A 21,043-nucleotide genomic window follows, 5' to 3' on the forward strand; every position below is an offset into this window, starting at 1 on the left:
GCAGGTATTTAACGTTTTTTTTTGTTTGTTTTCATATTAGTTGCTTTTATAATTCAGACCCTGCGAAATATTTGAATAGATAAAATCAATATTTATTACCTTTGCATAGCATTTATCTATATTACATGACTATCACACAACTGGAGTATATTGTGGCTGTTGATACCTATCGCAGCTTTGTTTTGGCAGCCGAGAAATGTTTTGTTACCCAGCCAACATTAAGCATGCAGGTACAAAAACTGGAGGATACGCTTGGCGTTAAGATCTTCGACCGCAGCAAACAGCCCGTTGTGCCTACCGAAATAGGGATCGAAATAATTACCCAGGCACGTGTAATGCTGTCTGAGAGCGAAAAGATCAGGGAAATTATATCCGACAGGCAAAAGGAACTTTCGGGAGAATTACGGGTAGGCATCATCCCTACCGTTTCGCCCTATATATTACCCAAAATCATCCATGGCTTTATTGAAAAATATCCGCAGGTAAAATTGATTGTATGGGAACAAACTACCGAAGAGATCATTCAACAGCTAAAACTTGGTATGCTTGACTGCGGCATCCTTTCTACTCCGCTTCATGAAAACAACCTTACCGAGATTCCTGTATTTTATGAAAATTTTGTAGCCTACGTATCCAAAAACAGCAAACTTTCTAAAAAGAAGAATATTGTTCCGGATGATATAGATATGGAGGAGATCTGGATCCTGAACGAAGGCCATTGTATGCGTGAGCAGGTTTTGAATATTTGCCAGCGACGTAAATCAACCCGTGGCTTTCAGCATTTTGAATACAATACCGGCAGCGTTGAAACCCTAAAACGCATGGTCGACCAAAATAACGGGGCAACCATCCTCCCCGAGTTGGCCCTGTCTGAGCTTAGCGAGAAACAACTGGATAAGGTACGCTATTTTAAATCGCCCGAACCCGCCCGTGAGGTAAGCATTGTGATACAGCGTAACTTTTTAAAACGCCGTATGATTGAAGCGCTGAAAGCTGAAATACTGGAATTTGTGCCCAAGCGGATGAAAAGCAAAAAGAAAAAAGAAGTGATGGATATTTAGTTCTTTTTTATACTTTTTACTCTTTTATTTATTTATCCGAAATTGAGTGGCCTGGAAACTGTTAACGCGGTAACCGACAGCGATGATAGCATCTAAACTGTAAAATGCAGTTACATAATTCTTACCATCATTTGCAGTTGTTTCCATTTTGGAAACAACTGAAGTTTCGTCAAGTTCAGCGCTCTCAAAAATATTTCTCAGATGCTTGCTAATAGCAGGCACTTCTACTCCAAACAATCCTGCCATGCGCTTTTGAGTGAGCCAAAAAGTTTCGCCATTGAACATAACCTCCACTTTCACATTACCCGAAGGTGTGCTATAATTATAATATCGTTGTGCTTAGTGCTTTCGCTCATGATAACTACAGATTAATAAATCCATCCTTGCTAAGTTAATAAAGCCATTATAAAAACGATCATATAACTTTAACTCTCTGAATAACAGAAACAACTATCACTCTATTTAGATTTATTATAAATAATTTGCATTATAACACTTGCCTGACTATTTTTGCGCAGTTATTTATATTTAGTCTAAATAAAATGAATCGCGCCCAACCATCTTTCCCAAAAATCTTTTCTTTTTCATTTGTTGCACTACTATTACTTATCGGCACCATCCCGGCCCTTGCCCAGCAAGCCAGGGGCATCCTTAAGGGTAAAATTGTCACTATAAAAAATGGCCCGGCCGAAAACGTTTCGGCAGTACTTAAAGGCACCAGGTATGGTACCATAACTGATGAAAACGGCTTATTTGAAATTAAAGCCCCGCAGGGAGATTACACCCTTGTAGTATCCGAAGTTGGCGCAAAAGGACAGGAAAAATCAGTAACCGTAACAGCCGGGCAAACAACTGTGCTGCCTGTTATTACTGTTGATAATACTATTCATGGTTTGCAGGAGGTAAATATCAATGCTAATAAAACCAATAAATTTAAACGCTCACGCAGCGAGGACGTTGCCAAAATGCCTTTAGGCAACCTCGAAAACCCACAGGTTTATAATACCATAAGCAGCCAGCTGATGCAGGAACAATTGATATTTTCTGTTGATGACGCTATCAAAAATGCTCCTGGTATCCAAAAAATGTGGGAAGCTACCGGTCGTGGCGGCGATGGCGGCGCCTATTATAACAGCAGGGGCTTTATTGTGCAAAGTACCATACGTAACGGCATTGCAGGTATTATAACCAATGGCATTGACGCGGCTAACATCGACAGGATTGAGGTTATTAAAGGCCCCTCTGCTACTTTATTCGGGAGTTCTTTAACCTCATACGGCGGCCTGATCAACCGTGTTACTAAGAAACCTTATGATACATTTGGCGGAGAAGTAAGCTTATCTGGCGGCAATTTTGGTTTTTACCGTGGCAGCGCCGATATTAACACTCCGCTCGATAAAGATAAAAAGGTACTCTTCCGTTTAAACACCGCTTTTAATCATGACGGCAGTTTCCAAAACAACGGCTTTTCGCGCAATGTGGTTATTGACCCAAGCATTGTTTATAAGGCTTCCGACAGGTTAACCATTAGTGCCGATGCTGAATTGTCATATGGTACCAATATCGGAAAATCTATTTTCTTTTTCCCTTACGGACAAACCATCGATGCCCTGGGCTACAGTCGTGCCGATCAGCTCAAGCTCGACTACAAACAAAGCTATCATGGAGACGACCTGACTCAAACGTCACAAAACAGGAATTTTTATGGCGAAGTAAAATACAAGATCTCCAACGCATGGACAACCCGTACCAACTTGAGCCTTACCCATAGCTATTCGGACGGTTTTGGCCCTTACTACTACCTGTTGCCAGGTGACTCAATTTCCCGAAACGATCAGTCAACCCGCAAAAGTAAAGATGACATGATCGAGATTCAGCAGAACTTTAACGGCGATTTCAAAATAGGTAAATTCCGTAACCGGTTTGTAGGCGGCCTGGATTTCTTCAGGGAAAACTCGCAGCAATATTTTTTTGGCAGTACGCTCGATACTGTATCTGCAACAGGCAATCAAAACTATAGCAATTTCAACAAAGCGGCGATGGATGCCCTTTATGCTACCGGCATTTATGGTTTTACCTACCCTTCCATGTTTAAACGGAATACCTACAGCGCTTATATCTCTGATGTGTTTAATATTACGGATCAACTGATAGCATCGGCAGGTTTACGCGTAGACAGGTTTGACAACAAAGGCAACTACGACCCAACAACTAAAACCACTTCAGGGGCATACAAACAAACCGCATTTTCGCCAAAATTCGGTTTGGTTTACCAACCCGTTAAAGACCACATATCGCTGTTTGCCAATTATCAAAATAGCTTTAACAACAAAACCGGTACTACCGAAAACAACCAACCGCTTAAGCCTGAGCAAGCCAATCAAATTGAAGGTGGCGTAAAACTTGATCTCTTCGATGGTAAATTGAGCGGTACGGTAAGTTACTATGATATCAAAGTGAAAAATATCGTACGCCCTTCCACCATAAACCCTATTCTTTCGGTACAGGACGGAACCCAATACAGCAAAGGCTTTGAAGCCGAAGTAATAGCCAACCCAATAATCGGCCTTAACATCGTAGCAGGTTTTTCATATAATGATTCAAAGCTTACCAAAAGCGCCGACGCCGGTGTTGAAGGTCTTCGGCCCGCAACCGCCTCGTCGCCATACCTGGCTAATTTTTGGGTAAGCTACAAGTTTCATCAAGGTGCAGTAAAAGGTTTTGGTTTGGGTTTCGGCGGCAACTATGCCAGCGATAATAAGATCGTAAACAGCCGGACCATTGGGGTATTTACCCTGCCGGCTTACACTGTATTAGGAGCATCAGCATTTTATGATACTAATAAATACCGGTTTGGTGCTAAGCTTGACAACCTTACCAATGAAAAATACTGGATAGGTTACACCACCATTAACCCTCAAAAACTAAGAAGTTTTGCATTAAGCGCAACCTATAAATTTTAAAACAGCCATTAAATAAAAAGCAGGAGTGTATTACAGTTCCTGCTTTAAGTTAACAACCGTATCATTCCTGTTAATCCTGAATAAAATGTCCAAATCCATACACTCTTTCTGTAAACTTCCTTTTCTTTTATTATGGGCAGTTTTGCTGCTCTTCAATATAAAACCCGCGCTGGCCGAGGTAAAGCCCGGCACCATTACCGGTACCATCACAACGGCCGATGGTCAAACCGTTCCCGGTGTAACCGTAAGCCTTAAAGGTAACGGCTTATCTGCAGGGACGGTTACCGGCGAAAGCGGAAGGTTTACCTTTAACAAAGTAAAACCGGGCAGCTACACCATCAAAGTAACATTTGTGGGCCTGGCTTCTGAAGAAAAAGCAGTTGAACTGGCCGATGGACAACGTACTACCGTAAACTTTATGCTGCGCGAAAACGCCAACCAGATTGGCGAGGTCTTAATCTCGGGCAGGAAACAAAAGTATAAGATTGATGACCCCTCACCCAGCCTGAGGCTAAACGAGCCTTTACTTGAAGTGGCACAAAATATCCAGGTGGTATCTTCCGATCAGATCAAGGACCAGCAGATCTTTAACATGCTCGAAGGCGTATCGCGCAATGTGAGCGGCTTAACCATGCAGGAGCATTGGGGTAATTATGCCCGTGTAAATGCCCGCGGCGACAGGCTGGCACCATTTCGCAATGGTATGAACATTGAAGCAACCTGGGGCCCGCTAACCGAGGATATGTCATTTGTTGACAGGATTGAATTTGTAAAAGGCCCTGCCGCATTTATGCTGGCCAACGGTAACCCATCGGGCTTTTACAACGTAGTTACCAAAAAGCCTACCGGCACTACCAGCCAGGCATTTAATTTTACCGCCGGCAGCTTTAACAGCTACCGCGCCACTGCCGATTTTGACGGCGTACTTACTAAAAATGGTAAACTGCAATACCGCCTCAACCTGATGGGCCAGCTTTCAAAGTCATGGCGCCCGTATGATTTTACCAACCGCACAGCTATCGCTCCTGTATTACGCTACAAATTCAACAGCAAAAATACCCTCACTGCCGAGTATACCTACCAGTACCAGCGCATGAATGCCTTTGGTACCGCGTACCTGTTCTCCACTGATGGCTATGCAACACTACCACGCAACTTTACTAACGCGCCTTCAAATTCACCATCATCGGGCATACAAGACCAAAGCGCGTTTTTAACTTATGAGCACGCCTTTAACAGCAAGTGGAAAGTTACCGCGCAGGGTGCTTATTTTTATTATAAGCAAACGGCATACAGCTATTGGATAAACAGCATCAGCAGCAACGGCGATGTTGACCGTAACCTTGGTTTATGGGATGCCGTTAACAAAAACAAATTTGCCCAGGCTTTTTTAAACGGCGAATTTAATACAGGCAAAGTTATTCACCGCCTGTTAAGTGGGGTTGATATCGGCGACAAGTATTACATCCCGGATTATTTTCAATCAGGTTCACTTGATCCTGATCCTGCAAACCCTTTCAATATCCACAATCCAAACAACGGGCCTGTTACCTTACCTGTGTTTGACAGGTCGGTCCCGCTTAGCGAGCGCGGTAAAAACGCTGTAAATACCGAAAAATATCAATCATTTTATGTACAGGATGAGTTGGGCTTTTTTGATCAGAAATTGCGTTTAACTGTAGCCGGTCGTTACACACATGCCACTACTACCGATCCTTATGCCGGCGATACCAAAGGGCATAAATTTACGCCCCGTTTTGGGTTAAGTGTCAACGTTGATCCTACTACAACTGCTTATGCGGTATATGATCAATCTTTTGTGCCGCAAACAGGTAAAATATACAGCGGTCAAAAAGTTAAGCCTATTACAGGCAACAACATGGAGCTCGGTTTAAAACGCGACTGGTTTGATGGAAAGTGGAATACCACCTTATCTGCTTACCAGATTCTTAAAAACAACCAGTTGGTAACCGACCCCGACAAACATGATGAATCTGCCGCAAATTACGTTTTGCAATTAGGTCAAACTAAAACCAAAGGTATTGAATTTGATGCCCGCGGCGAAATCATAACCGGCCTGAGCCTGATGGTTAACTATGCTTATACCGATTCGAAGATCTCTAAAGATACCGACCCCGCAAATGTTGGCAACCCTGTTCCCGGCTTTGCAAAACATGTTACCAATGCCTGGTTAACATACCGTTTGCAGCATGGCAGCTTAAAAGGTTTGGGCTTTTCAACCGGCTATCAGTGGCAGCTTGACCGCCTGCCATGGAGCCTCGGCACCGGCACATCAGATCTGCCAAACTATTTCCGTTTAGATGCAGGCGCATCCTACCAGGCCAAGAAGATGAGTTTTGCGTTAAATGTAAATAACGTACTTAACAAATACCTTTACTCAGGTGGTCATGAGGGGTTGAGCACCGACGGCAAAACTGTTTACAGCTGGCAGGCAGAGGCACCAACAAACGTACGTTTAAGTATCGGTTACAAATTTTAGTGAATGACACCTTTTAAAAAAACACTATTGTTTATACATCGCTGGCTCGGATTTATATCCGGGCTGGTAGTATTTATAGTTAGTATTACCGGCTGTATTTTTTGCTTCCAGGACGAGATCCAGGATGCCATACACAGTTACCGTAAGGTTGAAGTACAAGAGAAACCCTACATAGCACCATCAATACTTAAGGCCGAAGCACTGAAAGGCCGCAAAGGCGCTACGGCCAGTTATATTTACTATTACGGTATCGGTCGTCCTGCGGGGGTGTTGGTAACGGACAAAAAAGAGGGCCTCCTTTTTGTATATCTGAATCCTTATACAGGTAAGATCACCCATACCGAAAGCCCCACCACAAACTTTTTTATTATTGTTGAATATATTCACCTGTACCTGTTGCTTCCAGCTAATATCGGCACTCTGGTAGTAGGCATATCGGTAATAATTTTTGTGGTGCTGATGATCACCGGCATAATACTCTGGTGGCCCAAACGTAAAAGCGACCGTAAACGCAGCTTCACTATTAAGTGGGGTGGCCGCTGGCGCCGTGTTAATTACGACTTGCATAATGTTTTGGGCTTTTACGCCACCAGCGTGGCTATCATATTGGCCATAACAGGTCTGTCAATATCATTTGACTGGATGCGTGAAGCTATTTACGCAGCCGCTAATTTGGGCAAAGCGCATCCCGAAGAAAAGGTAGTTTTCAAGTCCGATTCGTTGTTGAACGGCAAAATGGATACTACCCAGGTTATCAACAAGGCATATTTATCAGCCAAAGCCGCCTCGCCAAATGCCGAAATGTTTTTAATTTATGACGATGCTGCTAAAGCCAGTGCCATAGGCATAACCGCATATGCGCAAGCTTTACACTACTATAAAAGTGATAGCTATTCCTTCGATAAATACACCGGCAAATTATTGAACCGCACCGCGCATGAGCAAAAAAGTGCCGGCATGAAAATGAATAACATGAACTATGATATTCACGTAGGCCAAATATTAGGCCTTCCCGGTAAGATCATCGCATTCCTGGCCAGCCTTATTTGCGCAAGTTTACCCGTCACCGGCTTTATCATCTGGCTCGGCAAACGCAAAAAATCCAAATCAAAAAAGGTAAAATCGGTGGTGCATAGAAGGACGGTAAGGCAGCATTTGCCAACCGACCGTTGATTTTTTTGATACACTGATTATTCTTTCGCTTCCCGGTATAACTCCCCCTTTTAGGGGGCTGGGGGGCCAACCACCACCTCATCATCCAACGGATGCCCGGTGCAGGTCAAAATCCATCCCTGTGCAAGGTCCGCTTCAGTAAGGACATCATTTTTCACCATTTCAACTTTACCACCGGTGCATTTAACCATGCAGGTAGAGCATATTCCTCCCCGGCAGCTATAAGGTAAAGGGATATTGTTTTGCAGGGCGGCCTGCAGTATGGATTGGTTTTCGCCCACCACAATATCATGTAGCTCGCCACGGTATTTTATTTTGATGTTTTTAGGTGGAAAGTTAGTAAAGCTGCTTGTTACGGCAACTGTTTCGAGCACAAAATTTTCGCGGCGGATCTTTGCCTGATCAATCCCCATATACACCAGGTCGAACCGGATCATTCGCATAAAAGCAAACGGGCCGCAAAGGTAAAACTCAGCATTTGCCAGGTTAAAACTGGTGTATTGCTTCACCAGCTTTTCTACCTTATCGGGGTTGAGGCGGTTACCTTCGCTGCTAAGCAGGTAAATGATCGTCAACCTTTCGGGGTGTTCGGCTGCCAGTTTATCCAGCTCGTTTTTGAATAAAATGGAAGCGGCATTTTGATTACTATAAATGAGGGTTAGCCGGCTTTTACCCTCCCGGTTTAAAATATATTTTAGTTGCGAAAATATAGGGGTAATGCCGCTGCCGCCCGCAAATAAAAACAGATCCTTTTCCTGCTGATGGTCATTGATGATAAAACGACCGGCAGGGGCTAATGCTGTTAACTCATCGCCCTCCTTTATTTTGGTGAGCATAAAACGCGAGATTTCACCATTGGTAATGCGCTTGATAGTTATTGCAAGGTATGGTTCATCGGGCGATGAGCTTAACGAATACGAGCGCCTGATCTCTTCCTGCCTGTGGTTAAATATCAGTGTGATGAACTGTCCTGCGGTATAAGGGATAAGATTACCATCAATACTGCTCAAATAAAAAGTAGCAGTATCTGAGGTTTCCCATTTTATGCGTTCAACTTTTAGTTTTAAAATCTCTTCGGTCATCAATTGATGGCGTTATTGTTTATCTGCAAGCATTTTGCGGATAACGCTGTTCTTTTTGCCGTAAGTATAGTAGATAACCAAACCAATTGCAAGCCATACGACCAAACGCAACCAGGTATCGCTGGGTAGAAACGTCATCATGGCAAAACAGGTCAGGATACCCAGCACCGGCACCAATGGCACAAGGGGTGTTTTAAACGGCCGGTGAATATCAGGTTGCTGCTTCCGTAAAATAAGTACACCGCCACAAACCATAACAAATGCCAGCAGGGTACCAATGCTGGTCATTTCACCAACCACGCGTATCGGAACAAATGCGGCAAAGAGGGCTATAAAGGCGCAAAGCATAATATTCGATTTCCAGGGTGTGCGAAATTTGGGATGCACTTCTGAAAAAACCTTCGGCAGCAAACCATCTTTCGACATAGAGAAAAACACACGCGATTGGCCTAACAGGTCCACCAAAATCACCGAGGTATAACCTATTAAAATAGCCAGCACAATAGCTTTGCTCAACCACTGGTAATGCGTTTTTTCAATGGCGATGGCAACCGGTGCGCCCGAGCCTATAAATTCCTTATAATTGGCCATGCCGGTCATTACGTGTGCAAATACAATAAAGAGTACCGTACAGATCAGTAGCGAGCCGATGATCCCGACAGGCATATTGCGCTGTGGGTTTTTGGCCTCCTGCGCCGCAGTTGATACCGCATCGAAACCTATAAATACGAAAAACACTAACCCTGCGCCTCTCAATATGCCCGACCAGCCATAATCGCCCCAAACACCCGTATTTTGCGGAATATAGGGGTGATAGTTTTGCGGGTTAATAAATGACCACCCAACCGCGATAAACACCAGCACCACGCCCACTTTCAAAGTTACAATAATGGCATTAACCAATGCCGAACCCTTTGTACCCCGGATAATGATACTGGTAACCAAAATCACAATGAGCGCAGCAGGCAAATTAATGATCCCGTTAATGATATCGCCATTGGCAGCCTTAGCTGTTTCAAAAGGCGAAAGCGTAAGCTGTGGAGGCAAATACAGGTCAAACCACGACAAAAACTTAGTAAGGTATTGCGACCAGCTGATGGCCACTGTTGCTGCGCCCACGGCATATTCAAGCGCAAGGTCCCAGCCTATGATCCATGCAAAAAGCTCGCCCATGGTAGCATACGAATAGGTGTAAGCGCTCCCCGCAACAGGTATCATAGCCGAAAACTCGGCATAGCAAAGGGCAGCGAAAGCACAGCCAATAGCAGCAATTAAAAAAGAAATGGTTACCGCTGGCCCCGAATGCTGTCCCGCCGCTATACCGGTTAAGGAAAATAAACCAGCCCCTATAATGATGCCTATCCCAATTAAAATAAGGTTAACGGGCCCAAGCGAGCGTTTTAATGAATGTTCCCCCTCCTCCTTCGATTCGCGGAGCAGGGTTTCTATGGGCTTTTTGATCATGATATAAAAAAGTCCACAAAGTTAGTAGATTATTAGAGGGATTAAACGTGGGTGTATAATTGGGAGGTAAATAAATAAATTTCTTGCGCTCGTTTACAACCTACCGTGTACCCATATTAAGCACTCGTTGCAAACGAGCGCAAGAGATGAATTTTTGAGTCTGTTACCAATAAAAAAGCGGCAGGACCATCAGATCCTGCCGCTTTTGTTTATGAGCTTAAATAATATTAAGCGGTTGCTTTTGCGTAAAGCTCGGCAACGTGGTTCCAGTTGATCACATTCCAGATAGCTGCTAAGTAATCCGGACGACGGTTTTGATATTTCAGGTAGTAAGCATGCTCCCAAACATCGATACCTAAAATTGGGGTACCTTTAACTTCAGCGATGTCCATTAATGGGTTGTCCTGGTTAGGAGTTGAAGTTATAGCTAATTTTTTATCAGCAGTAACAATTAACCATGCCCAGCCAGAACCAAAACGGGTTGCACCTGCTTCAGATACTTTAGTTTTGAAATCGGCAAATGAACCGAAAGTGCTTTTGATAGCATCAGCTAAAGCGCCTGTAGGCTCGCCGCCACCGTTTGGTGATAACAAGGTCCAGAACAAAGTATGGTTGTAGTGGCCACCGCCATTGTTACGCACAGCAGCAGGGAATTTAGAGATATTTTTAATGATATCGTCGATATTGCTTTCAGCCTCAGGCTTACCTTCCAAAGCTTTGTTTAAGTTGGTAACATAAGCCTGGTGGTGTTTGCCATGGTGAATTTCCATGGTCAGTTTATCAATGTGCGGTTCCAGAGCATCGGTAGCGTAGGATAACGCCGGTAGGGTAAATGCCATAATTTTAGTTGTTTATTTTAAAGTTTACTGTTTGTTGTGACGTAACAAATATAAGCGTTGATTGAAGTTTTTGTTCTAAATAATTGTCATGTTTTCTTTAGTTCATAGTTAATGGTTCATGGATCATAGCTTATATAGCTATTTTTATTATTATGAACTATGATCCATGAACCATCAACCCTACTTCCGCTTACTTTTAAAAAAATCCTTCACCAGCTGGCTGCATTCAGCTTCGCGGATACCGCCGGTGATCACTGTTTTGGGATGGGTTATTTTTTGGTTGATGCGGCCGAACCCGAGTTTGTTATCATAGGCCCCAAAAACGATCTTACTTACCTGGAACCAGTACGAAGCCCCGGCACACATTACACAGGGTTCCATAGTAACGTACAGCGTACAGCCTTGCAGGTATTTGCCTCCAATTAAATTAGCGGCCGCAGTAAGGGCCTGCATTTCGGCATGGGCCGATACATCGTTAAGCCGTTCGGTAAGATTGTGCCCTTTTCCTATAATGCGGCCATTGTAAACCACAATTGCCCCAATCGGGATCTCATCCTCCTCCAATGCATAGCGGGCTTCTTTTAACGCTTCGCCCATAAAATATTCATCGGGCGATATAGAGGCCTCATCCTCGAAACTGATATATCTCATTTAAATAAGTTTGCTGCCGTTTGGCACAGGCTTTTCAACAGCGGTTAATACAATGTCTCCGTTCTCGTCGGCGAAACCAGTAACCAGGAACTCCGACATAAAATTGGCAATCTGCTTTTTAGGAAAGTTGACCACACCTACAATTTGCCTACCCACCAGCTCTTCTTTGGTATAATGCTTCGTGATTTGCGCGCTCGACCACCGGATGCCGAAAGCGCCAAAATCAACCTTCACTTTAAAAGCCGGCTTACGGGCCCCGGGGAAATCAATTGCCTCCAATACAGTGCCTACACGTAGTTCTACTTTTTCAAAATCATGCCAGGTGATGGTTTCCATAGGGGCAAAGGTAAAAAAATATGTCTCTCCCTCTTCTTCAAAAGCTACCCTTGCCTCAATTTTAAGTAAAGGGTTTGATATGGACATTAGTAAACAAAATCAATGCGTCATGTATCATGAACTAATGAGTTATAACAATGAAACGCGACAACTCTGCCCTTGAGGCCGGATGTAAAAGCGTTGTTCCAAACCGCTTAGCCATTGCCTCTAACTCGTCAATTAATATTCGTCCCGTCCTTCACCTCATCGCTGGCATTTTTAAGAATGATATCGTTGGCCTTCAGGTTTCCAAACACTTCGGTTGAGTCATGTCTGGATAATCCTTCCTTTATATCAATTAATGCTGCCTTGCCGTCTTTTACAGCTATTACATATTCCCTCTCGGTTGACCGGATGATGGCATTGTTGGGCACTAACAACGATTTGGCGCCCGAAAGCATCGGGATCTTTACTTCGGCATACATCCCCGGTTTTAGTATTCCATTTTGGTTTTGTACGTCTATTTCAATAGCTTCAGAACGCATACTCCCTAAAGCATTGGCCGAGCGACTGATTTTGGCTGTTTGTTCCTGCCCCGGCATAGCATTAAAAGTGAATTTTACCTGCTGCTTTAAGTCAACTTTGTCTACGAAATCTTCGGGGATGTAAACCTCTAAACGCAGCTTGCGGGTATCCTGCAAAATAAGCATAGGCAGGTCTGTACCTTTACCCGGGGCTACCAAAGCTCCCGGAGATACGTTACGCTGAATGATCATGCCATCAAAAGGAGCACGAATGTTCAGGTAATCCTGCATGGTGCGTACAGATGCCACGATCGAGCTTTCTGAACGGGCCATTGCGTCATCAGCTTTCATTTTTGCTAAAGCGTTATCCAATTCAAGCGGAGAAACTGATCCAGGTTCTTTTGCAGCCTCTTTTAAACGCTGATACTTTTCCTTACTGGCAACTGCGTTCTCTTTGGCCTGCATGTAGCGGGAATCGGCAGCCTGCAATTGCGATTCCATTTCCGGCGCTTCTAAGGTTACCAGTAATTGTCCTTTTTTTACCAAGGTACCACGGTCAACAAAAACGGTTTTTACAAACCCGTTTACTTTCGGAAACAGGTTTACCTCGTTATAGGGTTTTAACTGGCCTGGAAGGCGGGCTTCGCTTGACAGTGCTTTTTCCGACACTTTGCCGGTTTCATATCCGCTTGCTTTTTGGGTGGTTTTTTTGGTTTCTGTAAGGTCCACCGGCTTTTGATTGCCTGCACATGCGGCCATCAGGCTGATACTGCTTAGCAGTACAATATATTTTAGTTTCATAATATTAGCTATTGGAGGTTTCAAGTTGTTGAGGTTCATTAACATTTACGTCCTTCATTAAGGACGGTGAATCATAAGTGGTTTTTTGCTGTACCCAGGCAAATACTTGCGGTAGTATAAACAGGGCAGCTAATGTTGAGGCAAATAAGCCGCCTATCACTGCGCGGCCCAATGGCGCGGTTTGCTCGCCGGCTTCCCCCATCCCGGATGCCATCGGGATCATACCTGCCATCATGGCCAAACTGGTCATGAGGATTGGCCTTAACCTGATGGACGCACTGGTAATGGCTGCCCTTGCAGAGTCTTTATAATCTAGTCTCAGGGTTTCAGCATTGGTTACGATCAGGATGGCGTTTGCCACCGATACCCCTGTCGACATGATCATGCCCATGTAACTTTGCAGGTTAAGTGTTGAACCGGTAAGCAGTAATGCTGTTAGCGATCCCAATATTACTGCCGGTACGGTAGATAGTACTGTAAGGGATAATTTAAACGACTGGTAATTGGCGGCCAGCAATAAAAAGATCACCAAAATGGCAAACATCAAACCGTTCTGCAAGCTGTCGAGCGTTTCTGTCAATAAGCTCGACATACCCTTAACTTCAGCAATCAGGCCTTTAGGTGGTGCTCCGACAGATTTGATCACCTGCTGCACCGCGGCAGTAGCAGTGCCCAAATCCTTCTTGTAAATATTGGCGCTCACGGTTAAGAAGCGGCGCGGACCGGTACGGTCATATTCACCAGGAACGTAATTAACTTTAAAGCTGGCGATATCACCCAGTACAGGTGTACTTTGGCCTTTCACCAGTGGAATCTCTTTCAACTCATCCATTGTATTCATCACATACTCTGGAATTTGCACCTGTACCTGGTAGGTATAGGCCGATTTATTATCCAACCAAAGGTTTTTCTCGGTAAAACGGCTTGATGATGTACTTGCGGTAACCGAGCGGGCAACATCTTTAATATCCAGGCCTAATTGAGCAGCTTTCAACCTGTCGAGCGTTATTGCCACCACAGGAAACTTTAAAGGCTGACTGATCTGTACATCCCGCAGATAGCTGATCTTTTTAAGTCCGGCCAAAACTTTGTTCGAGTAACCTTCTATCTGCATCATATCCTTACCCGCCACCCTTATTTCGATAGGTGTAGATGCACCCTGGCTCATGATCTTTTCGGTCATGTCGATAGGTTCAAAAGTGATGCGGAGATCGGGCATGCGCGATGCTATGTTTTTACGGAGCACATCTTTAAGCTCATCCATATTGATGTGGTAATCCTCATCGAGATTAACCTGTAATACCGCTTCATGTGTACCTGTATTAAATACATAAAGGTTGCTGGTGCCATAGCTGCTTGGCACAATGCCTACGTAAGCTGATGTAATAGCTACATGATGGTTCACCGTGCTGTCAATGATTTGCAAAACCTGTTTCAGCCCGTCTTCCGTACGTTCAAGCCTTGTGCCATCCGGTTCTTTGATCCTGATCTGAAACTGGCCGTTGTTGAGCTTCGGCATCATATCTTTTCCAATGGTAACAAAGCAAACACCGGCCAACCCCAAAACAACCACGAGATAAACAGGCACTATTAATTTTTTGTTAGGCATCCAGCGTTCAATGATATGCATAAAACGGATTTTTATCCGTTCAAACAGATCATTCTTTTCGGGATGTTTCTGCTCCTGTTGCAGGTGATGATTTACCTGCCCTTCTTCGGGCCGGTCTAAAGCTTCGCCGGCATGGGCATGCAATTTCCCATGTTCATAATGCTGATAGGTTTCGGCTTTGATAAGCCAGTTTGATAAAATAGGCACCAGTGTTTGCGCTATGATGTACGATACGATCATCGTTAAGCCAATAGATAGCGACAGGGGTAAAAACATCGCCTTAGGTACACCGTTCATCATAAACGATGGCGCGAATACAGCAAGGATACACAGCAGGATGAGCAATAGGGGGAACGAGATTTCCTGGCAGGCATCATAAATAGCCTGGGCTTTGCTTTTGCCCATCTCCAGGTGCTGGTGAATATTTTCGATGGTTACTGTAGCCTGGTCAACCAAAATGCCTATGGCGAGGGCAAGCCCACTCAATGTCATGATATTGATGGTTTGGCCGAATAAGCCTAAAAGTAACACACCTAACAAAATAGATACCGGGATAGTGATCACCACGATCAAACTACTTCGCCAGTCGCGCAAAAACAACAATACCATCAGGCCGGTGAGCAATGCGCCCAGACCGCCTTCTGTCATAAGGCTCTTTACCGCGTTTATCACAAATATGGATTGATCAAACTCATACGAGATTTTAACGTCATCGGGTAAAAGGCCCTGAATTTCCGGAATCTTCTTTTTCAAAGCCTGTACCACGCTCCAGGTACTGGCATCGGCGGTTTTTACTACCGGTAAATAAACAGAGCGTTTACCATTAATCAGCGCATAATCAACCGTAACGTCGGTAGCATCGGCAACACGGGCAACATCTTTTACCAAAATGGGTACGCCGTTTTTGGTAACTACGGGGATATTGCCAAATTCATCTGTTTGGTTAATCAACGTGTTAACCGTAGTTACAAACATCGTGTTGCCTAACCTTAAATTACCCGAAGGCGACATCACATTGAACTTAGCCAACGCACTTACTACCTCATCGGGCGTCAAGCCGTAACTTCTTAATTTGTTTGGATCAACGTTTAAGGTAATGGACCTGGCGTTTGAACCAAACGGCGGCGGGGCCGATAAGCCGGGAACAGTAGCAAACATAGGCCTCACTTTAGTAGCAGCCATATCATAAATATCCTTCAGGCTGCGATTGGGGGCGGATAGTACCAATTGCCCAACGGGCAACGATGAAGCATCAAACCTTACAACCTGCGGCGGCAGCGCTCCCGGCGGGAAAAAGCTCATTACGCGGCTTACCTGCAAAGCCACCTGGGCCTGTGCTTCGGCCATGTCTGTACTCTCGTAAAAACTCAGCTTAACCATAGTTAAACCCTGGATGTTTTTACTGGTAACGCTTTTGATACCGTTCACGTACAGAAACTGGTCTTGCAAACGGGTTGAAAAGAAACCCTCCATTTGCTGCGGTGACATACCGCCATATGATTCAATAACATAAATGGTGGGGAGGTTTAATTTCGGGAAAATATCTATCGGTATTTTTATAGCACTAAGCACTGCAAAGATGAGCAGGCTCAAGGTAACCACCACCGTTGTGATGGGCCGTTTAAGTGCGGATGTGACCATTGACATAGCTAAATTATTTTAAAAGGTTTAATACAGTATTTACCTGGTTGCCGGTAACGGCCTGCTGGAACAGGGCATTTGAATAGGCATATTTAGCCTGTACATAGTCAGTTTCGGCGCGGTAAAGGATATTGAGCGCGGCGTTAAGCTCAATGATATCGGTTAGCCCATTTTTGTATAATGACAGCTTTTGCCGGTACCCATCAGAAGCTGCTTTAAGCTGATTGGGGATCTCAACCAGGCGTTCGCGGGCGGTTTGCAGCTCTACGCCCGACTGGTTGGCATTGATGGCCAGCATTTGTTTTTGCTCATCCAGCTTCCGGAGTGTATAATCTGTATTGGCGCGTTGCGTTCTTAGTTTCAGTTGCCTGCGGCGCAGATCAAACAGGTTGTAAGAAATGCCTATACCTACCAGGTAATTATTCCTGTCGAACCCCCATCCGCTGCTGAGGCTGTTAAAATGGTCGTTAGCATCAACACTTGATCCCCTGCCCCAAACGGCGCCTTCCAATAATATTTTAGGATTGTAGCTTTTTTTAACGAGCGTTTCCCGCTGCAAACTGTTTTGATATACCGATTTATAATAATTGATCAATGGATGATCGGTGGTGTCGATGACCAAAGGGTCGAGGCCGGTTGCGGTATTGATAAGATTTGTTTCGGCAGCAGTATCGGGTACTATTGTCTGATAGGGTAAGCCGCTGACAGCCGAAAGCTGTAACTGTACCTGCTTCACCTGGTTGTTCAGTTCGATATAGTTCAAACGGGCTTTTGACAGTTCGGCCTCGGCAATGCTGGTATCAACGCCTGCCCTTACCCCACTTTTGGCGAGCGACTGTACCGACCGGCGGATCTCCTGATTGCGTTTTATGTTCCGCGCCTGGATGGTGAGGAAGTTTTCCAGTTCCGTTAGGAGCAGGTAATTGCCAATGGCATAAGCCTGCAACTGATATTTGGAATCAGCAAACTGGTTTTGCTGTACCTGAATATCAGAGTTGGCTACTTTATTTTGAGCACCATAGGCACCAAAATTGTAGATCTCCCAGTCGAGCGCGGCTACCCCAACGTTGGCTGAAACGGTGGTGGTATTGCTTTCGGGCCGTACCCCCCTGGAGTTGGAAGGAATGATACCAAAGCCAAAATACGGGCCGGCAACATTGTTGTTAGTGCCATAATCTGCCTGGTAATTTAGTTTCAGGTTAGGGAGCCAGCTGCTCCTGGTTTCAGCGGCCTGCGCTTGCCTTACTGCAATAGCTGCCGAATCGGTTAGCAATGTGGGTGCGTTTCGGTTTACGCTGTTGAGCAGCGTTTTTAAGCTAACCGGCGTGTTACCTTGTTGCTGCGCATAAGTACAGGCTGTTATTAGCAGGCCTAAAAACAGGCAGCAGAACTTCTTTGAAATTCGCATATCTTGATGTACGGAATATGCTTACCGGGAAATGCCCGCACACTGATCGCTACAGATCAGTAAGTACTGCAAAAATGCCGGTAAACGATGGATAATTAATTGAAAAAATGATCGATGATGTATCTAAAGGCAGAGCGCCTTTAATCATTCAAATCAAATGCGAAAAGTGCAAAGGGAAAGATAAGAGTATCGATACCCGGGTATAATCCTGAAGTTTCGGATTAATTGCTTCGGATTTAATTTCCATAGCTGCAATGCAAAAAACAGCAGGATAAAACTGCCTACAACAGCGCTGATCAAATCGGTAACAGATTTCTTCTCCTCAAGGGTTGATTTGTCTGGTCTTTGAACGTAGCTTGATTCGCTGAAGCTGCTGTGCAGGTTCTCCATCTTTCGTTTAAAAACCGAATTGAATCCAGTTGAACGTGTACGGCCCGGTTGCGTTAAGCGGGGAAGGAAAAAAACATGACTGCTCGCGATAACCAAATAAAAGGCCATTACCGATAATATCCGCAACGATCTCAAAAATTCAGTATTTCGCTTATTCAACATATTGCTTATGCTGTACAAAAATGAAAAAAATAACCTAATTGTTTTGCAAAAGTATTGTTGCATTTATATTCTGTACACCAGGATGAGAGAGCTCCACTACTATTAAGTCGAGGCAGCCCCCGCCAGGTAATTATCCTACCCTTGATGGCGACCAAGCCTCAAACTTATTGCAGGAATGCGGTTGCATCAACCTTGACGAACTGCGGTTTTATTAACTGTAGTGTGCCATTTCGAAAGCTTATTCATCAGTTCATCAAGCTTTACAGGCTTGCTCAGGTAATCATTCATACCGGCCTGCAAACAATCCTGTTCATCGCCGGCCATAGCGTTGGCTGTTAGTGCAATGATAACAGGCTGCTTAATATCGTCTTTACGGATTACACGGGTTGCTTCAAGCCCATCCATAACAGGCATCTGCATATCCATTAAAATAAGCTCGTAATCGTTTTTGTACAGGGCCTCTATTGCTTCGAGCCCGTTTTGGGCCATACCCGGCTTATAGCCCATTTTGTTTAAAATGTGTTTAATAACGTGCTGGTTAACCTCGTTATCTTCGGCAATAAGGATATTGAAGGGATATTTATCGCTAAAGTCAACCGAAAGTTTGCTCTTAATTTGTTTATCATCGTTTTGGACCGATTTATTCCTGAGCGCCATAAAAACCTGTTTGCCCAGCACCTGTTGTTTTATCGGCTTGCTCATAACGGAGGTAAACAGCATTCGCTGATCTTTTATAAATTCTTCACCAACCGAGCTTAGCAGTATAATAGGAATGTGGCTATACCCCTCCCTGATGATGCGGGCCAGCATAACCCCATCCATTACGGGCATGTTCATGTCGGTAATAACCAGGTCAATGTCTTTGTTTCTCTGCAGGATCACTAAAGCCTCGGCGGCAGACTCCGCCGGTACCGATTTAAGGTTCCAGTTTTCAAACTGGCGGTTTAAAATAGACAGGTTGGTGTGGTTATCATCAACTATAAGTATCTTTTTGCCGCGCAGTTCCTCAAGATCAAAACTGGCAGGCTGCTGGTGGGAAATCTCGCCGGGATAGGCGTTTATGGTAAAGAAAAACCTGGTACCGGCACCGGGCTCGCTTTCAACGCCTATACTGCCGCCCATTAGCGCTACAAGCTTTTGGCAAATGGCCAAACCTAAACCGGTACCTCCGTATTTGCGTGTAGTAGATGAATCGACCTGCGAAAATGCCTTGAACAGACGGTGCAGCTTATCATGCGGAATGCCTATGCCGGTATCCCAAACATCAAATCTTAATTTCAGCAAGCCATCGGATTGTTTGTCAACACAGCTAACCTTAATGCCCACTTCACCTTTCTCCGTAAATTTTATGGCGTTGCTTACCAGGTTTATAAGCACCTGTTTAAGCCGCAGCGGATCGCCGATGATACCCGGCGATATATCTTCAGCAATTTCATAAACCAGGTCGAGCCCCATTTGTCCGCCTTTAATGGCAAACATATCCATCACATCTTCAATACACTGTCGCAGGTTAAAATCATCCTGTTCAAGATCAAGGCTGCCCGCCTCTATCTTTGAAAAATCAAGAATGTTATTGATCACATGGATGAGCGTTTCGCCGCAACTGATGATGGTTTCGTTAAACATACGCTGCTCATCATTAAGTTCAGTTTCATTCAATAAAGCCGACATCCCGATAACCCCATTCATAGGCGTACGGATTTCGTGGCTCATGGTAGCCAGGAAAATACTTTTTTCCTGATTAGCCTGATCGGCCGCGAGGCGTGCCTTTTGAAGTTCCTGGTTTGAATAGTTTAGTTCCTGGTTTGCAGCTGCCAAAACCTCCTCATTGTGTTTGCGCTCAAGCGATAACTGGGCTTCCCGCTGCAGATCGGCCATTTGCAGGGTTTGTACTATTCTAAGTTCATTATACTTGCGCAACTGGTAGGCCCAAAGCCCGCAAATGAACATGATAACCCCGGTAAGCAATACATGTATGATAAACGTTTGCAGGTCAAAGTAATTGAGTTGGGTAAAAAATATGTTGCCATAGCCAATATCCTGCAGGTAGCTGAAAACAGCATGGTGTACAATAACAACTAAAAGCAACGGCAATTGTAGCCTCCAGTTTTGGTAGGTAATAAGCAGCACGCTTGAAATAAAAGCAAAAAAGTGCATCTCAAACAAGCCGTGCATCTGGTAAATATACTGGGCCATAAAAATGCCTAATACAGCTGCCAGCACATATTGGTATAAAGAAGAATTAGGCAGGGCTATTTTAGCGGTATAGTATGCCAGCAGGCAAAGGCCGCCAACGCCAAAGGCTATAAGCCAGGTATCATAAAAAAAAGCAAGTGCTAAACCAACTACAAAATGTACAGGCAGGAAATAATCCATCAACCTGTCTGAGCGGTCTTTGATCTCGGTTTGAAAATTAATGTTTTGAGCTATGTCTGCAGTCACTATGATTGATATTTAGGG

Annotated in this window: 15 protein-coding genes; 4 read left to right on the forward strand and 11 right to left on the reverse strand. The window is 44.4% G+C overall.

What is annotated here, in order from left to right:
• Positions 1-125 precede the first annotated feature (125 nt).
• A complete protein-coding gene (locus tag MusilaSJ_RS12685; protein ID WP_274990281.1) occupies positions 126-1,061 on the forward strand; it encodes a hydrogen peroxide-inducible genes activator in 936 nt (311 codons plus the stop codon).
• A 24-nt stretch (positions 1,062-1,085) separates the two neighbouring features.
• Here MusilaSJ_RS12685 and rhuM read toward each other — a convergent pair whose 3' ends face one another.
• A complete protein-coding gene (gene rhuM, locus MusilaSJ_RS12690; protein ID WP_274990282.1) occupies positions 1,086-1,346 on the reverse strand; it encodes a RhuM family protein in 261 nt (86 codons plus the stop codon).
• A gap of 257 nt (positions 1,347-1,603) precedes the next feature.
• Here rhuM and MusilaSJ_RS12695 point away from each other — a divergent pair, with 257 nt between their 5' ends.
• From MusilaSJ_RS12695 to MusilaSJ_RS12705, 3 genes are all read left to right on the forward strand, one after another.
• A complete protein-coding gene (locus MusilaSJ_RS12695; RefSeq protein WP_274990283.1) occupies positions 1,604-4,024 on the forward strand; it encodes a TonB-dependent receptor in 2,421 nt (806 codons plus the stop codon).
• Between the two features lie 85 nt (positions 4,025-4,109).
• The gene (locus tag MusilaSJ_RS12700; RefSeq protein ID WP_274990284.1) at positions 4,110-6,524 is read left to right on the forward strand and encodes a TonB-dependent receptor; all 2,415 of its coding nucleotides are present in this window, start codon (positions 4,110-4,112) and stop codon (positions 6,522-6,524) included.
• 3 nt (positions 6,525-6,527) lie between these two features.
• The gene (locus tag MusilaSJ_RS12705) at positions 6,528-7,697 is read left to right on the forward strand and encodes a PepSY-associated TM helix domain-containing protein (protein WP_274990285.1); all 1,170 of its coding nucleotides are present in this window, start codon (positions 6,528-6,530) and stop codon (positions 7,695-7,697) included.
• A 50-nt stretch (positions 7,698-7,747) separates the two neighbouring features.
• Here the strand turns inward: MusilaSJ_RS12705 and MusilaSJ_RS12710 are convergent, their stop codons facing one another.
• The 10 genes from MusilaSJ_RS12710 to MusilaSJ_RS12755 all read right to left on the reverse strand — a co-directional run bounded on the left by MusilaSJ_RS12710 (position 7,748) and on the right by MusilaSJ_RS12755 (position 21,025).
• Entirely contained in the window at positions 7,748-8,779 is a 1,032-nt protein-coding gene (locus tag MusilaSJ_RS12710) for a ferredoxin--NADP reductase (RefSeq protein WP_274990286.1), read from the reverse strand.
• Between the two features lie 12 nt (positions 8,780-8,791).
• Positions 8,792-10,243, reverse strand: coding sequence for an amino acid permease (locus tag MusilaSJ_RS12715; RefSeq protein ID WP_274990287.1), 1,452 nt, complete (start codon positions 10,241-10,243; stop codon positions 8,792-8,794).
• A gap of 227 nt (positions 10,244-10,470) precedes the next feature.
• Complete coding sequence (locus MusilaSJ_RS12720; RefSeq protein WP_090531021.1) at positions 10,471-11,082, reverse strand: superoxide dismutase; 612 nt, start codon at positions 11,080-11,082, stop codon at positions 10,471-10,473.
• A 180-nt stretch (positions 11,083-11,262) separates the two neighbouring features.
• Positions 11,263-11,733, reverse strand: coding sequence for a nucleoside deaminase (locus tag MusilaSJ_RS12725; RefSeq protein WP_176844544.1), 471 nt, complete (start codon positions 11,731-11,733; stop codon positions 11,263-11,265).
• Entirely contained in the window at positions 11,734-12,069 is a 336-nt protein-coding gene (locus MusilaSJ_RS12730) for a tRNA-binding protein (RefSeq protein ID WP_274990450.1), read from the reverse strand.
• A gap of 215 nt (positions 12,070-12,284) precedes the next feature.
• A complete protein-coding gene (locus tag MusilaSJ_RS12735) occupies positions 12,285-13,373 on the reverse strand; it encodes an efflux RND transporter periplasmic adaptor subunit (RefSeq protein WP_176625570.1) in 1,089 nt (362 codons plus the stop codon).
• A 4-nt stretch (positions 13,374-13,377) separates the two neighbouring features.
• Positions 13,378-16,629 (reverse strand): efflux RND transporter permease subunit, encoded by a 3,252-nt coding sequence (locus MusilaSJ_RS12740; RefSeq protein WP_274990288.1) that lies wholly within the window; start codon positions 16,627-16,629, stop codon positions 13,378-13,380.
• Between the two features lie 7 nt (positions 16,630-16,636).
• Positions 16,637-18,031 carry a TolC family protein gene (locus MusilaSJ_RS12745; RefSeq protein ID WP_274990289.1) on the reverse strand — a complete coding sequence of 465 codons (1,395 nt, stop codon included), beginning with the start codon at positions 18,029-18,031 and terminating at the stop codon, positions 16,637-16,639.
• A 153-nt stretch (positions 18,032-18,184) separates the two neighbouring features.
• Entirely contained in the window at positions 18,185-18,421 is a 237-nt protein-coding gene (locus tag MusilaSJ_RS12750) for a hypothetical protein (protein WP_090531034.1), read from the reverse strand.
• A gap of 348 nt (positions 18,422-18,769) precedes the next feature.
• The gene (locus MusilaSJ_RS12755) at positions 18,770-21,025 is read right to left on the reverse strand and encodes a response regulator (RefSeq protein WP_274990290.1); all 2,256 of its coding nucleotides are present in this window, start codon (positions 21,023-21,025) and stop codon (positions 18,770-18,772) included.
• Positions 21,026-21,043 lie beyond the last annotated feature (18 nt).

This window comes from Mucilaginibacter sp. SJ, assembly GCF_028993635.1.
In the GTDB taxonomy this organism is placed as follows: Bacteria; Bacteroidota; Bacteroidia; order Sphingobacteriales; family Sphingobacteriaceae; genus Mucilaginibacter.

What these genes read in the sequence shown, in the direction of transcription:
- MusilaSJ_RS12730 (WP_274990450.1), bottom strand. Translation starts at nt 12,069, where the DNA reads ATGGAAACCATCACCTGGCATGATTTTGAAAAAGTAGAACTACGTGTA.
- rhuM (WP_274990282.1), bottom strand. Translation starts at nt 1,346, where the DNA reads ATGTTCAATGGCGAAACTTTTTGGCTCACTCAAAAGCGCATGGCAGGA.
- MusilaSJ_RS12695 (WP_274990283.1), top strand. Translation starts at nt 1,604, where the DNA reads ATGAATCGCGCCCAACCATCTTTCCCAAAAATCTTTTCTTTTTCATTT.
- MusilaSJ_RS12750 (WP_090531034.1), bottom strand. Translation starts at nt 18,421, where the DNA reads ATGGAGAACCTGCACAGCAGCTTCAGCGAATCAAGCTACGTTCAAAGA.
- MusilaSJ_RS12710 (WP_274990286.1), bottom strand. Translation starts at nt 8,779, where the DNA reads ATGACCGAAGAGATTTTAAAACTAAAAGTTGAACGCATAAAATGGGAA.
- MusilaSJ_RS12735 (WP_176625570.1), bottom strand. Translation starts at nt 13,373, where the DNA reads ATGAAACTAAAATATATTGTACTGCTAAGCAGTATCAGCCTGATGGCC.
- MusilaSJ_RS12745 (WP_274990289.1), bottom strand. Translation starts at nt 18,031, where the DNA reads ATGCGAATTTCAAAGAAGTTCTGCTGCCTGTTTTTAGGCCTGCTAATA.
- MusilaSJ_RS12740 (WP_274990288.1), bottom strand. Translation starts at nt 16,629, where the DNA reads ATGTCAATGGTCACATCCGCACTTAAACGGCCCATCACAACGGTGGTG.
- MusilaSJ_RS12720 (WP_090531021.1), bottom strand. Translation starts at nt 11,082, where the DNA reads ATGGCATTTACCCTACCGGCGTTATCCTACGCTACCGATGCTCTGGAA.
- MusilaSJ_RS12705 (WP_274990285.1), top strand. Translation starts at nt 6,528, where the DNA reads ATGACACCTTTTAAAAAAACACTATTGTTTATACATCGCTGGCTCGGA.
- MusilaSJ_RS12725 (WP_176844544.1), bottom strand. Translation starts at nt 11,733, where the DNA reads ATGAGATATATCAGTTTCGAGGATGAGGCCTCTATATCGCCCGATGAA.
- MusilaSJ_RS12700 (WP_274990284.1), top strand. Translation starts at nt 4,110, where the DNA reads ATGTCCAAATCCATACACTCTTTCTGTAAACTTCCTTTTCTTTTATTA.
- MusilaSJ_RS12715 (WP_274990287.1), bottom strand. Translation starts at nt 10,243, where the DNA reads ATGATCAAAAAGCCCATAGAAACCCTGCTCCGCGAATCGAAGGAGGAG.
- MusilaSJ_RS12685 (WP_274990281.1), top strand. Translation starts at nt 126, where the DNA reads ATGACTATCACACAACTGGAGTATATTGTGGCTGTTGATACCTATCGC.